Origin of the sequence: Streptomyces sp. 7N604 (assembly GCF_052245475.1) — a bacterium.
GTDB lineage: Bacteria > Actinomycetota > Actinomycetes > Streptomycetales > Streptomycetaceae > Streptomyces.
In genome coordinates, this window is the sequence record NZ_JBQQBX010000001.1 from 342276 (window position 1) to 355761 (window position 13486).

The following is a 13486-nucleotide window of genomic DNA, read 5'->3' on the forward strand; positions in this document are numbered from 1 at the left end:
CGCGCTCCAAGCGAAACCTGCCGCGCCCGGTGCTGCGCGCTTACGGACCGGGGGCGCTCACACCACCTGGTGCAGCCACCGGACCGGCGCGCCCTCACCCGCGTACCGGAAGGGCTCCAACTCGTCGTCCCACGGCTTGCCCAGGAGTCTGGCGATCTCGGCCTCGAGGTCGGTCTCGCCGCGGCCTGCTCTGGCGAGGGCGGCGCGCAGCCGGTCCTCGGGGATCAGAATGTCGCCGTGGATACCGGTGACGGCATGGAAGATGCCGAGGTCCGGCGTGGAGCTGTAGCGCTCGCCCTCGGCTGTGGGGCAGGGCTCAGCGGTCACCTCGAAGCGGAGCAGGTGCCAGCCGCGCAGGGCGGACGCGAGTTTGGACGCGGTGCCCGGCTCGCCCTGCCAGGAGAACTCGGCTCGCCATGTGCCTGGCGAGGCGGGCTGCCTGATCCAGTCGAGGCTGACGCGCACGCCGAGGACGCCCGCGACGGCCCATTCGACGTGCGGGCACAGCGCACGCGGTGCGGAGTGCACGTACAGAACTCCACGTGTCGTCACCGGGACCTCCAGTGTGGGACGAGGTTCGCCTTCCCCAGCGGCCTCGTGCCCGTACCGGTCGCGTCCGGGACAGCACCTGACATCCTGCCCCACGGGTCTCTTCCGTACCAGCTCCCGAGGTCACTTGCAGTAAACACTACGGAGAGCAAATCTCTGCAAAAGGGACAGCATGTGACGTGATGTAATTTACCGGGTTACCGGGAACGCACTCTCTCTCCTCTGGGTCGACGGGTCGTCAGGTCGCTGATCCCGAGGCGCAGCAGCCCGACGCCACGGGGAAAAGCTACCGTGCGGCAGAGGCCCAGGTGTGACGTACCGTCGGTCCCGAGCAGATATCGACGAAGCTTTCACTCGCCGGGACGTCACGTAACCTTCGATCGGGGAACGTCCGATCGGCCCAATACGTCCTCCTGGTGGGAAAGCGGGAGGAAGCCCTTGCCGCCGCTGGAAGGGGGAACGCGGATGCGGGAAGGCCACGAGCGCGCAGACCGGCGCGCACTCCGGCGCGAGCGCCGGGGCCGTGCCGCCGCAGCTCTCGTGGTGGCGGCGGTGCTCGTCGGGGCCCCCTCGTTCACCGGATGTGACGACGACAGTGACGAGCGGGCGGGCGGGCGGTCCGCGGCGGCCACCCAACGCCCCCGCCCCAAACCCACCCCTCTGTGGGACACGAGTCCCGGCTCGATCGCTGCGCTGGGTGACTCCATCACCCGCGGCTTCGACGCCTGCGGCATACTCACCGACTGTCCCGAGGTGTCCTGGTCGACGGGGACGGATCCGCAGGTCGGGAGCCTGGCGCAGCGGCTGCTCAAGGATCCGGCGCGGAGCAGCTGGAACCACGCGAGGAACGGGGCCCGGATGGCCGACCTGCCGGGGCAGGTCGCGGCGGCCGTCACCGAAAGGCCGGAGCTGGTGACCGTGATGCTCGGGGCGAATGACGCGTGCCGCGACAGCACCGCTCTGATGACCCCGGTCGCCGCCTTCCGCGCCGACTTCGAGACCGCGCTCAAGAGACTCCGGCGCGCGCTGCCCAAGACGCAGGTATATGTGGCGAGCATCCCGGATCTCAAGCGGCTGTGGGCCGAGGGACGGCAGAGCGCGTTCGGCAAGCAGGTGTGGAGGCTGGGGATCTGCGCCTCGATGCTGAGCGAGCCTGATGCGACGGACCAGGCGTCGGCTGACCGCAGGCAGCAGGTGTACGACCGGGTGGTGGCGTACAACTCCGCGCTGAGGGAGGTCTGCGGCAAGGACCCGCTGTGCCGGTACGACGGCGGAGAGGTCTTCCGTTACCGCTTCACCGGCGCGCAGCTGAGCAGGTGGGACTGGTTCCACCCGAGCAGGAACGGTCAGGAGCGGCTGGCGGACATGGCGTACCGGAGGATCACGGCGAGGGAGTAGGTGGAGCGGGTGGAGCAGGTGGAGTAGAGGGAGCAGGTGTTGTAGCCGCGGGCTGTTCACGGAACCCGCGGGCGGTCTGCGGTGTAACAGAAGCAGAACCGTCCGAAGCGGGGGAGTGATTCAGATGCGCAATGCAGCAACCGCCACCGCCACCGTCAGTACCGAAAGTGCGGCTCGTGAGGCGCGGGTGGCGCGTGCCGCCAGTACCGCTTGCGGCGCCCGCAGTGGCCCGAGCGCCCGAACTGTCGGCACTGCCGCCGTTCCTGCCGCTCCGTCACGCCCTCGCGTCGAGGGTGGTGGTCAGCCGTCGGTCGGCGACCGAGCGCCCGGCCTCCACCGCGTAGGTGCCGGGGACGAAGCGCCAGGTGGCCTTCTGCTCGTCCCAGACCTCGAACGCCCGGCGCCGGAGCGGGATGGCGGCCCTGACGGTCTCGCCGGGGGCGGCCTCGACCGAGGCGAAGCCCGCGAGCCAGCGGGTGGGGCGATCAGACGATTCGTCGGCGAAGGCCTGGCTGCCGGCAGAGGTCTGGCTGCCGGCGGGGGCGCCTTCCACCTGGGCTCCGTCGGTGGGCGCGAGGTAGATCTGGACGACCTCGCGGCCTGGGCGCGTTCCCGTATTGCGGACGTGGACCGTGACCGTGGTGGGCCCGGCGCCGGAGAGTTCGATGCCCTGGTACTCCCAGGTGGTGTAGCCGAGGCCGTGGCCGAAGGGGTACGCGGGCGTGGCGCCCGCCCTCTCCCAGGCGCGGTAGCCGATGAAGACGCCCTCGTCGTAGGGGAGTTCGCCACCGTCGGGCACGACCCGGGTCACCGGGGCGTCGGCGCGGGCGGCCGGCCAGGTGGTGGGCAGGCGGCCGCCCGGTTCGTGGTCGCCGAGCAGGACGCCCGCGAGGGCCGCGCCCGCCTCCTGCCCGGGGAACCAGCCGAGGAGCACGGCCGAGACCTTCTCGCGCCACGGAAGCTCCACCGGCGAGCCGGAGTTGACGACGACGACGGTGCGCGGATTGGCGGCGGCCACCCGGTGTACGAGCGCGTCCTGGCGGCCGGGCAGTGCGAGGGTCGTGCGGTCGAAGCCCTCGCTCTCCACCCGCTCGGTGGTGGCGACCACCACGACCGCGGTGTCGGCGGCGGCCGCGGTGGCTACGGCCTCCTCCATCAGCTCGTCGGGGTCGCGCACCGGGTCGCCGTGGACCAGTGCGCAGCTGACGGCGGGCAGCGGGGCGTCGGGGAACTTGGCGACCGTGCAGGTCAGGGAGATCTCGACGGGCTCGCCCGCGGTCAGTTCCAGTTCGCCGCGCGGGATCGGCGAGCCGGAGAAGGCCTCGAAGAGATCGTCGTGGCCGGGCTCCTGGACGCCCTCGAAGAGGACCCGGCCGCCGACCGTGAGGGTGAAACCGCCGAGTCCCTTGGTGCCGAAGGCATGGCCGCCGCTCTCGCGCGGGGTGAAGGTGCCGGCGATCTCGAGGGTGTGCAGCGCCTCGTAGCGGACGCCCTCGGGGAAGTCGCCCAGCCACTGCACCTGGCCGTTCGGCAGCGGTTCGCCGCCGAGCTCGCGCCCTTCGGCGTCCCGGCAGACGGCGCGCAGCTCGAATCCCGTGTCCGCGACGGCGAGTTCGTCGCTGGGGTCGGCGCCGAGGGCGTAGCTGAGCCCGATGCCCTCGGGGAGCGCGGCCCGGAGCCCGTCGAGCGGGGAGACGACGTGGTGAGGGAAGACCTCGGCGGAGCCGCCGCCGAGGATCCGGGCGTCGCGGGCGGCGGCGCCGATGAGGGCGACCGTGCGGACGCGGGCCGTGTCGATTGGCAGGACCTGCTGCTCGTTGCGTACGAGGACGAAGGCGCGGCGGGCGATTTCGCGGGCGAGTGCGTCACCGTCGACCGCCGCGGGGAAGTCACCGGGCGCGACGGCGGCGGGTGCGCCGTCGAGGGCGCCGACGCGGGCGGCGAGGCGGAGCACGTTCCGTACGGCACGGTCGACGGCGGACTCGTCGACCCGGCCGTCCCGTACTGCGGCGGCGAGGGCCTCTCCGTAGACGGTCGTGGGCCCGGGCATGGCCACGTCCAAGCCGCCGTTGATCGCTCCCGTGGTGTCGCGGGCGGCCATCCAGTCGGAGACGACGATGCCGTCGAAGCCCCACTCTCGCCGCAGGACGTCGTGCTGGAGCCGGCGGTGGGCCGTCATCGTGGTGCCGTTGACCGAGTTGTAGGCGGACATGATCCCCCAGGGGCGGGCGCTCTTCACGATGGCCTCGAAGGGGGCGAGGTAGAGCTCGCGCAGCGGGCGCGGCGGGACCTTGTTGTTCACGGTGAAGCGCTCGGTCTCGGCGTCGTTGGCGACGAAGTGCTTCACGGTGGTGCCGACGCCGCCCTCCTGGACACCCCGCACGTAGCCGGTGCCGATCTCACCGGTGAGGTACGGGTCCTCGGAGTAGCACTCGAAGTGGCGGCCGCCGAGCGGCGAGCGATGCAGGTTGACGGTCGGTGCGAGGAGGACGTGGACCCCCTTGCGGCGGGCCTCCTGGGCGAGGAGGTGGCCGGCGCGGCGGGCGAGTTCCGGGTCCCAGGTGGCGGCGAGCGCGGTGGGGCTGGGCAGGGCGACGGATGGGTCGGCGGCGGTCCAGCGCACCCCGCGTACGCCGATCGGGCCGTCGGACATGACCAGGGACCGCAGCCCGATCCCGGGGATTGCGGGCAGCGACCAGGTGTCCTGACCGGCGAGCAGCCGGGCCTTCGTGTCCAGATCGAGCTTGCCGAGCGCGCTCTCCACCACAGCCTCGCGGGCGGCGTCCTGACCCGCTGCCGGTTTGCGAGCAGCGGACCGAGCCGCATTCCGTTCTGCGTCCCGCGTGGTCATCGTCGACCCCCTCGGAATGGCCCGGATTCTGAATGGTCCGGATGGGGAGCATCCTGGCCCCGTTACCGTGCGAGCGGTAGGTGTTGTCATCGTTTCGTTACCAATCGGGGGTGGATAGGCTCGGCTCGTGGCGGAGCAGCGGCAGTCGGGACGGTGGGGCGGCGGGCGCGAGGCGCGCAGCGAGGAACGGCGGGAGGCCATCCTGCGGGCGGCCATGGCCGTCATCGCCGAGCGCGGGTACCGGGGGGCCTCCCTCAGCGCGGTCGCCGAGCGAGTCGGGCTCACCCAACAGGGGTTGCTGCATTACTTCCCCACCAAGGCGGCGCTGCTCGTCGCGGTGCTCGAAGCACGAGACGAGTGGGACACCCAGCGCGCCGCGAAGCCCGGCGGCGAGGCGTGGCCGCTGGACCTCTACGCCTCGCTGGTCGAGTACAACGCGACGCGGCAGGGCATCGTCCAGACCTTCTCCGCCCTCTTGGGCGAGAGCGTGACCGAGGGCCACCCGGCACAGGAGTTCTTCCGGCACCGCTACGAGTTGGTGCGCGAGGATGCGGCCGCCGCGCTGCGCGGCGAGTTCGGCGAGCGGCTGCCCGGGGGGCTCACGCCGGAGCAGGCGGCGCCGCTGCTGATCGCGGTGATGGATGGGATGCAGTTCCAGTGGCTGCTGGACCCGGAGGCGGTGGACATGCCCGCGGCCTTCCGTGCCCTCGTCTCCCTGCTGCGGCAGGGGAATCAGGGCCCGGCAACCGACCGCTGAGGCGACGCGGGCAACCGGCCGCAGGGTGAGGGGCTGCCAACTGCGGTGCCGGCTCCGCCCCGTTCGCGGTCGAGGACCCCATGGGGTACCTCCTAGGGCGGAAGGAGTGCGGCGCAACGCATGTGGCTCGTCGGCATCGGCGCGGATGACCGACCGGCCGATGCGGTGAGTCCGGCACATCGCCTCAGGCGTGGTTCAGCGGCCGTGGGCGTAGCCGCCGTGGGCGGCGAGGCGGAGGCGCGTCCGGTGGTCGCTGCCGGACGGCGCGCGCTGCTTCGCCCTCCTCTCGACCACGGTGGCGTACGCGCAGTCGAGTGCGGCATCCGTGAGGGTTCCGATCGCCTCGAAGGCCCGATGGGAGAGCTGCTGCGTCTGCGCCAGCCTGAGGACCTCCTCCTTCCACAGCACGCTCGCCGCCGCGACGACTTCCTCCGGAGTCGGCGGGGGGCGGAATTCCTCGCGCGGGTGCTCGGCGGCCTTTGTGGTCTTCGTGGTCTTCGTGTTCATGGCGGTCTTCTCCTTGGTTCCAGTGTCGCGCCCGCCCTGCGGAGCTGTGAATTCTGTGAGTTCTGTGAGCGATGAGGCCGGTGTGTCTGGATGTCCTGCCCGCCCGGGCGAAATACTGCGTCGCATTCCAGTGACGTGATCGACTTCCGACGCGACCGGAGGACCCCCCATGAGATCGATATCCGCCCGCATAGCCGTACTTGGCGCCGCGCTGGCTCTGTGCGCACCCGTGGCCACGGCCACCTCCGCCGCCGCGTCCCCCGATGCGCCCGCGCTCACCGTGGAGGAGCAGCGGCTGGCGAAGCCCGCGGCTCAGGAGATCCTGCGGCGCAGCGGATTCGACGTGCTGGCACCGGAGTTCGCGCGGGCGCTCGGCGGCGTACGGTCGTACGGCGAGGCCGCGCGGCTCACCGGCCGGTCCGGGCAGCGGCTGTGGGAGCGCGCCGTCGACCGGGTGCAGGGTCGCGGTCCCGCGGGCGGGGATCTGAGCCGGGACGACGACAGGCCGCTGTACTGGGCACGGCTCGGTATGAGCAGGGCGCTGCGGGAGTGGACCCCGGCCTTCGATCTGTCCGAGGAGCGGCGCGCCGCGCTGATCGCCCGCCTCGAGCGCACGTCACGCGGACAGGACTCCATCGAGCTGCCCGCGGGCAGCGACGTCAAGCGGATCGTGGTCACCGGCTTCGATCCGTTCCAGCTGGACGCGGACATCCGCCGCAGCAACCCGTCGGGCGCGGCGGCACTCGCGCTGGACGGCACCACGATCCGTACGGCGTCGGGGCCGGCCCGGATCGAGACCGCTGTCTTCCCCGTCCGTTGGGGCGACTTCGCGGACGGGAGGGTCGAGCGGACGCTGCTGCCGCACTTCCGGAGCGGTCCCCGGCAAGTGGACATGTTCACCACCGTCAGCCAGGGCCGGGTCGGGCGGTTCGACGTCGAGCGCTTCAACGGGGCCTGGCGCGGCGGCTCCCCGGACAACGCGAATGTGTCGCGCACCGAGACCGTGCCGATTCCGGACGGGATCCCGACCGTCGAGCCGCAGCCGCAGTGGACGGCGACCAGCCTGCCGTACCGGGCGATCGTGGACGCGGACACCGGCGAGTTCCCGGTGTACGACAACACGGCCGTCACGGAGATCCCGGCGGGCGGCAGCGAGCCGGTGAACCGGCCGGACGGGCCGACTCCTGGCTCCACGGCCCGCGCGGGCGGCGGCGGCAGCTACCTGTCCAACGAGATCGCGTACCGCGCGACCCTGCTGCGCGACGCGCTGCGGCTGAAGGTCCCGGGCGGGCATCTCCACACGCCCGTCCTGCAGTTCGGCGCGGGCAACACCGATCCCTCCACGGGTCAGGTCACCGACCCCGACTTCGTCCACAACCGGCTGGCCATCACCGCCCAGGTGCGGGCGGTCATCGGAGTCGGCGCGGGCACCCTGCCGCCGGTTCACTCCCCGGATACCGACTGATCGGAGGTGTTCGCCCCTCCTCCTGCAGCACAACGTGCCTACGACGCCACCAGCCTGACGGGATGTTGACAAACGTGATCTTTCCCGAGGGAGTGCAGGGGGCGGGTGCCCTGGATTCGGGGAGGGGCGGGGCAGGGGGCAGGGTCCGTCAGACCGGCCCAGCGGCGGCAGGGGGCTATGTGCCGACCAGCCAGGCGAGCACATAGCCCTCGCCGTTGAGGGCGAAGTGCAGCGCCGCCGGGGCGATCAGGCTCCCGGAGCGGCGGCGCAGCTCGCAGAAGATGACGCCGCCGACGGCCGTGCCGACGACCGCCGCCGCGACGGACAGCGCGATCCCGGTCGTACCGGTGCCGAAGACTGACCCGACCGCCGCGTTGGCCCGGGAGAGGCCGAGCGACGGCAGTACGTGCCAGAGCCCGAACAGCAGCGAGGAGACGGCCGTGGCCCACGTGGTACCCCACCGCCGTACGAGCATCGCCCACAGGACGCCGCGGAACGCGGTCTCCTCGAGCAGCACGGTGCCGAACGGCACGCGGACCAGTACGCGCGCCACCAGCTCGCCCGAGGACAGGCTCTCGACGCGTTCGTCCAGGAAGGCGTCGCGCGTGAAGGGAATGGCGAGCCCGATCCCGTAGACGAGGAGGACGGCACCGGCCAGCACCAGGCCCCAGCGCAGGCCGCGGCGGGCCGTTTCGCGGCCGAGCCCGAGATCGGACCAGGTGAGGCCGTCCCAGCGGGCGATCAGCAGCAGCAGGGCCGTCACGACCAGGCACAGCGGTACGTACCAGACCTCTGCAAGGCGGTTGGTGAGTGTGTTCGTGGCGGCGAGCACCGCGACGACCAGGAGGATGCGCATGACCGCACCAGCATCGCGTACTAGTCCTGGGACGGCGCGGCAGGCTTCGCCAGGGGGTCGGGCGTGGCGGCGTCCTCGCCCGCACCGTCGTCCCCGTCGCCGGCGCCATCCCCGCCTTCGCCCAGGAGGTCGCGGGCCAGGAGCGTCGCGCCCGCGACCGCGCCGGGCATGAGGAAGACGGCCACGAGCGGCAGCAGGAAGAGCAGCACCAGGGGCACGCCGAAGCCGAGGGCCAGCGTCCGGCGGCGGCGCAGCAGGGCGAGGCGCGGCTTGAGGCGGATGCCGCGGCGCTGGAGGGCAACTGCGGTGAGCTCTTCCGCGAGGAAGAAGCCGGAGACGCAGAAGCCGAGCACGGGGATCACGGTCTGGCCGATGACGGGGAGGAAGCCGAGGGCGAAGAGCAGCACCCCGTAGCAGACCAACCGCAGCACGACGGACAGGCTGTCGACGGCGGAGATCAACAGCTCGCGCCAGAGCGGCAGTCCGGACTCGGGGGCGGTGCCGTCCTCGGTGATGTCGACCTGCTCGGACAGCGACTCGTAGAAGGGCTGGCCGATCAGCAGGGTCACCGCGGTGAAGGAGACGACGGCGAGCAGCAGGCCGAAGGCGCAGAGCAGGGCGGTGAGGAAGCCGCGGAAGAGGGCCTGCCAGGGCGAGCCCCAGTCGTCGGCGAAGGGCGTCGCCCAGGCCGTCAGGTCGCCGGCCCAGAAGCCGAGGCCGACGAGCGCCGCACCGTAGAACACGAGGGTGATGAGGCCGGGCAGCAGCCCGAAGCCCCACCAGCGACCGTGCCGGGCCACCCAGCGCTGGCCCTTGATGAAGTAGCCGAAGCCCAGCCCCAGATCGCGCATGGGGGCAGCCTAGTTGTCAGCGGCTCACTGCGTCGAAGCGAGCGGTGGCGAGCACGGAGCCGTCGGCGGCGACCAGGCGGGCGGCGGAGAGGGTGTCCGGGTCGACGGAGGCCGGGCCGCCCCAGTAGCCGTGGCCGTCCTTCAGGGTGTACGAGCCGACGGCCGTGGTGCTGCCGTCGGTGCGCTCCAGCTCGCAGGTGACCTTGCCGCTGACGTTGCCGCTGACCTTGCCGTCCCGCACCTTGCCGCCGGGCGAATCACCATAATCCTGGTGCCCGTAGCCCTCCAGGTCGACCGACATGTAGATCCAGCCGGGTGAGCCGGGGTGGGCGAAGACCTGCCCGACCCGGTGGCCTCCGGTGGTGAAGTCGGCAGCGAGGAGGGTCTGTTGGGCAGCGGACGTGGACGCGGGCCGCGAGCCGTCGGTGGCGGCGCCGACCGCCCAGCCGCCGAAGCCGAAGGCCGCGGCGATGGCGGCGGCGGCCGCGGCGAGCCGGAGCCTGCGGCGGCGCCGCTGATGCCGCTGCAGCTCTCCGGAGACCTGCATCCGGCTCAGGACGCGCTTCTCGAAGCCGACAGGCGGCTCGCTGCCGGGCAGCAGGCCCAGCAGGCCGTCCACGGCGAGCGTGAGCTGCTCAATGTGCTCCCGGCACGCCGGGCACCGGTCGAGGTGGGCGATGGCCGCGGCCCGCTCCTGGGCGGGGAGTACGCCGAGCGCCAGCTCTGCACCGAGGCCGTCCCGCAGCTCCTCGCACGTCAGGTCGCGGTCGCGGGCGGCGCGGTCGTGGCCGTAGTCGCGGTTACGGTCGCGCTCGCGGTCACGGTCGTCGTCATTCATGGCCGGCTCGCTTCGTCCCCCGCTCCCAGAGCGGTGCGCAGTTTCCTCGTGGCCGTCCTGATCCGTGTCTTGGCGGTGCCCAGCGGGATGTTCTCCGATTCCGCGACCTGCTGGGCGGTCATCCCGTAGATCCCGGCCATCACCAGGGCCCGGGCCTGCTCGCGCGGCAGGGCCGCCAGCGCCGTACGGATGCGGTGCGCCGACTCGGCGGCGACGGCCCGCTGCTCCGGGGTCTCGGTCACCATGATGTCGAGGAGGGCGTCGAGGTCCTCCGGAGCGACCGGGGTGGACCTGCGGGCGCGGACGGCGTCGATCGCCAGGTTGTGCGCGATGGCCGTCAGCCAGGTCTTCACGGAGCCGCGCCGCGAGTCGTACATCTGGGCGTGCCGCCATGCCCGTTCGAAGGTCTGCTGGGCGATGTCCTCGGCCAGCTGCGGGTCGCCGACGACGGCGATGGCGGCGCCGTAGACGGTGCGCTGGAAGCGGCGTACGAACGCGACGGCGATCTCCGGGTCGCCGGTCGTGAGCCCGGCGAGCAGCGTCTCGTCCGCGGCCCGGCCGAGGGGGAGGCCCATCCTCATGTCCCTGGATACGGCCGGGGCGGGCGGAGGGATTGCTCCGGGCCGCTCCGCGTGCGCGCACACGGCCCATTCTCCCAGCTCGGCAATCCCGGGGCGCGGCTCGTCCGTAACCACTACATGCGAACATGCGCAACCACGACAGGGCTGAGAAGACAATGATCAGGAGAAGCGCGGGGCTGGGGATCGCGGGGGGAGTGCTGGCGGGTGTCCTCGTGGCGTGCGGGGGCGGCGGGGACGGCAACGGGAACGGGGGCGCGGAGACCACGTCCCCGCCCGCCGGGCGAGGGACCGGCGACAAGACGGCGACCAGGGTGGACGTGGACATGAAGGACTTCACGCTGCAGCTGTCCAAGAAGACCTTCACGGCGGGTGACTACACCTTCGTCGCGAAGAACAACGGGAGTAACGACCACGCCCTGGAGATCGAGGGTCCGGGCGGCGAGGAGAAGACCAGGACGCTGGAACCCGGGGAGTCGGCGAACCTCGACGTGACCCTGCGGGACGGCACGTACAAGGTCTACTGCCCGGTCGACGCACACGATGACCTGGGCATGAAGACCCAGATCACGGTGGGCGGCGGCGGGCCCGCCGAGCAGGACACACCCGATAGGCCCGGCTACGGAGGGTGATCGAACGCCATGCGCAGTCGCATCGCTTTCCTCGTCCTCATCGCTCTGCGGCTGGCGGGCGCCGGGCTGACCGCGGCGATGGCCGCGATCCATGTGTACCTGTGGGACGAGGGCTACCGGAATCTGGCCACCATCGGCGAACTGTTCCTGGTCAACGGGGTCGTGGGCGGGCTGCTCGCCGTGGTGCTGCTGGTTGCGGGCGTTCGCCGGCTGGGGATCGTGGCGGCGCTCGGGGCGCTGTTCACGGCGGGGACTCTCGGCGCGCTGGTGCTCAGCCTGACCTCCGGCCTCTTCGGCTTCACGGAGTCCATCGACGCCCCGTGGGTGACGACCACGATCGCGGTCGAGTCGGCCGGGACCGTCGTCCTGGCGGCAATCCCGCCGGTCGCACACCTCGCCGTACGTGCCGACGCACGTCACGGCGGGTCCGCGCCGAGGGCCACCCCCCGCACACCCGGGCACGGGGAACGGCCCTCGGCAGGGCGGCAGGACGTCAGATGACGCTGAGGTCCACCCTGATGTTGCCGCGGGTGGCGTTGGAGTACGGGCACACCTGGTGCGCCGCCTCGACGAGCTGCTCCGCGGTGGCCCGGTCCACGTTCGGGATCGAGACCTCGATCGCGACCTCGATGCCGAAGCCGCCCGCTTCGGTCTTGCCGAGGCCGACCTTGGTGGTCACACGCGAGCCCGAGATATCGGCCTTCTCCCTGCGGGCGACGACGCCGAGCGCGCCCTGGAAGCAGGCGCCGTAGCCGGCGGCGAAGAGCTGCTCCGGATTGGTGCCGGCACCGCTGCCACCCAGCTCCTTGGGCGGGTTGACGACGACGTCGAGGTTGCCGTCGTCCGAGGCGACGCGGCCGTCGCGGCCGTTCTCGGCGGTGGCGACCGCGGTGTAGAGGACGTCTATGGTCTGGACGGACATGTGGCGAGATCCTTCTGGTTTTTGCACACAAGGGTGCGGGCGCCGCGACTCGCGCCCACGGTCGCGACGGTCTGGGGGGTGCCTGACGCGCCCCCGCACGGGGCCCGTCAGGCACCGGGGTGGTTCAGCGGTTCAGCGGTTCAGCGGTTTGAGCAGCTTGAGCGGTTCAGTCGCCGAGGGAGACGATCATCTTGCCGACGTTCTCGCCACGGAGCATGCCGAGGAACGCGTCCACCGCGTGGTCGATCCCCTCGACGACGGTCTCGCGGTACTTCAGCTCGCCGGAGCGGATCCAGCCGGACACTTCCTGTACGAACTGGGGCTGCAGCGCGTCGTGGTCCCGGACGAGCAACCCCTGCAGCCGGAGCCGCTTGCCGATGACGAGGGCGAGGTTGCGCGGTGCGGGGGTGGGCTCGGTCTCGTTGTACTGCGCGATCATTCCGCAGATCGTGGCGCGGCCGTGCACGTTGAGAGAGCTGATGGCCGCCTCCAGGTGCTCACCGCCGACGTTGTCGAAGTAGACGTCGATGCCGTCGGGGGCGGCTTCCTTGAGCTGCTCGGCCACCGGGCCGCGCTTGTAGTTGAAGGCGGCGTCGAAGCCGTACTCCTCGACCAGGAGCTTGACCTTCTCGTCGGAGCCCGCGCTGCCGATGACCCGCGAGGCGCCCTTGAGCTTGGCGATCTGGCCCACCTGGCTGCCGACCGCGCCCGCCGCTCCGGAGACGAAGACGGCGTCGCCCTCCTTGAAGGAGGCGACCTCCAGCAGACCCGCGTAGGCGGTCAGGCCCGGCATGCCGAGGACGCCCAGGTAGGCGGGGAGGGGCGCGAGCCCCGGGTCCACCTTCGTCGCGTGCTTGGCGTCGAGGACGGCGAACTCGCGCCAGCCGAAGGGGTGCAGGACATGGTCACCGGCCGCGATGCCCTCGGCGTCCGAGGCGATGACCCGGCCCACCGCACCGCCCTGCATGGGCTCGTCCAGCTGGAACGGCGGCACGTACGACTTCACGTCGTTCATCCGGCCGCGCATGTACGGGTCCACGGACATGTGGGTGTTACGGACCAGCAGCTGGCCGGGTCCCGGCGCGGGGATCTCGGCCTCGCGCAGGGCGAAGTCCTCGGGCTTCGGCCAGCCGTGCGGGCGGGCCACCAGGTGCCATTCGCGGCCGGTCTTCGGCAGTTCGGACATGGAGCGGGTGCCTCCTTGCTGCCACGGCTTCCGATCGCCGCAGCAAAATGCTTCAGAAACTGAAACAACCATGCGCCTGGATGTTTCAGGTTGTCA

The 13486-nt window shown here is 71.7% G+C and carries 14 protein-coding genes; 5 read left to right on the top strand and 9 right to left on the bottom strand.

What is annotated here, in order from left to right:
- Positions 1 to 57: 57 nt before the first annotated feature.
- Positions 58 to 552, bottom strand: a complete 495-nt coding sequence (locus tag ACTWP8_RS01590) for a DUF3145 domain-containing protein (RefSeq protein ID WP_443317221.1) — start codon at positions 550 to 552, stop codon at positions 58 to 60.
- 462 nt (positions 553 to 1014) lie between these two features.
- Here ACTWP8_RS01590 and ACTWP8_RS01595 point away from each other — a divergent pair, with 462 nt between their 5' ends.
- Positions 1015 to 1947, top strand: a complete 933-nt coding sequence (locus ACTWP8_RS01595) for an SGNH/GDSL hydrolase family protein (protein ID WP_443320314.1) — start codon at positions 1015 to 1017, stop codon at positions 1945 to 1947.
- A 274-nt stretch (positions 1948 to 2221) separates the two neighbouring features.
- Here the strand turns inward: ACTWP8_RS01595 and ACTWP8_RS01600 are convergent, their stop codons facing one another.
- Positions 2222 to 4798, bottom strand: a complete 2577-nt coding sequence (locus ACTWP8_RS01600) for a beta-glucosidase H (RefSeq protein WP_443320315.1) — start codon at positions 4796 to 4798, stop codon at positions 2222 to 2224.
- A 127-nt stretch (positions 4799 to 4925) separates the two neighbouring features.
- Here ACTWP8_RS01600 and ACTWP8_RS01605 point away from each other — a divergent pair, with 127 nt between their 5' ends.
- On the top strand, positions 4926 to 5555 hold the full coding sequence (locus ACTWP8_RS01605; RefSeq protein ID WP_443320316.1) for a TetR/AcrR family transcriptional regulator: 630 nt from the start codon (positions 4926 to 4928) through the stop codon (positions 5553 to 5555).
- A 195-nt stretch (positions 5556 to 5750) separates the two neighbouring features.
- Here ACTWP8_RS01605 and ACTWP8_RS01610 read toward each other — a convergent pair whose 3' ends face one another.
- A complete protein-coding gene (locus tag ACTWP8_RS01610) occupies positions 5751 to 6062 on the bottom strand; it encodes a hypothetical protein (protein ID WP_443320317.1) in 312 nt (103 codons plus the stop codon).
- A gap of 169 nt (positions 6063 to 6231) precedes the next feature.
- Between ACTWP8_RS01610 and ACTWP8_RS01615 the strand changes: the two genes are divergently transcribed.
- Entirely contained in the window at positions 6232 to 7527 is a 1296-nt protein-coding gene (locus tag ACTWP8_RS01615) for a pyroglutamyl peptidase (protein ID WP_443320318.1), read from the top strand.
- A gap of 175 nt (positions 7528 to 7702) precedes the next feature.
- Here ACTWP8_RS01615 and ACTWP8_RS01620 read toward each other — a convergent pair whose 3' ends face one another.
- Genes ACTWP8_RS01620 through ACTWP8_RS01635 form a run of 4 tightly spaced genes read right to left on the bottom strand, consistent with a single transcriptional unit; the run spans position 7703 to position 10647 of the window.
- Positions 7703 to 8383: a lysostaphin resistance A-like protein gene (locus tag ACTWP8_RS01620; RefSeq protein WP_443320319.1), complete on the bottom strand. Its 681-nt coding sequence runs from the start codon at positions 8381 to 8383 to the stop codon at positions 7703 to 7705.
- A 20-nt stretch (positions 8384 to 8403) separates the two neighbouring features.
- On the bottom strand, positions 8404 to 9234 hold the full coding sequence (locus ACTWP8_RS01625; protein WP_443320320.1) for an EI24 domain-containing protein: 831 nt from the start codon (positions 9232 to 9234) through the stop codon (positions 8404 to 8406).
- Between the two features lie 16 nt (positions 9235 to 9250).
- Positions 9251 to 10072, bottom strand: coding sequence for a hypothetical protein (locus ACTWP8_RS01630; RefSeq protein WP_443320321.1), 822 nt, complete (start codon positions 10070 to 10072; stop codon positions 9251 to 9253).
- A complete protein-coding gene (locus tag ACTWP8_RS01635) occupies positions 10069 to 10647 on the bottom strand; it encodes an RNA polymerase sigma factor (RefSeq protein WP_443320322.1) in 579 nt (192 codons plus the stop codon). Before ACTWP8_RS01635 ends, ACTWP8_RS01630 begins: the two co-directional genes overlap by 4 nt.
- Before the next feature lie 161 nt (positions 10648 to 10808).
- Between ACTWP8_RS01635 and ACTWP8_RS01640 the strand changes: the two genes are divergently transcribed.
- Positions 10809 to 11282 (top strand): cupredoxin domain-containing protein, encoded by a 474-nt coding sequence (locus ACTWP8_RS01640; protein WP_443320323.1) that lies wholly within the window; start codon positions 10809 to 10811, stop codon positions 11280 to 11282.
- Between the two features lie 9 nt (positions 11283 to 11291).
- Positions 11292 to 11783, top strand: a complete 492-nt coding sequence (locus ACTWP8_RS01645) for a hypothetical protein (protein WP_443320324.1) — start codon at positions 11292 to 11294, stop codon at positions 11781 to 11783.
- On the opposite strand, the gene ACTWP8_RS01650 is transcribed toward ACTWP8_RS01645, so the two are convergent.
- Both ACTWP8_RS01650 and ACTWP8_RS01655 read right to left on the bottom strand, forming a co-directional pair.
- Positions 11776 to 12204, bottom strand: coding sequence for an organic hydroperoxide resistance protein (locus tag ACTWP8_RS01650; RefSeq protein WP_443317233.1), 429 nt, complete (start codon positions 12202 to 12204; stop codon positions 11776 to 11778). The genes ACTWP8_RS01645 and ACTWP8_RS01650 overlap by 8 nt on opposite strands.
- A 166-nt stretch (positions 12205 to 12370) precedes the next feature.
- Positions 12371 to 13390 (bottom strand): NADP-dependent oxidoreductase, encoded by a 1020-nt coding sequence (locus tag ACTWP8_RS01655; protein ID WP_443320325.1) that lies wholly within the window; start codon positions 13388 to 13390, stop codon positions 12371 to 12373.
- Positions 13391 to 13486 lie beyond the last annotated feature (96 nt).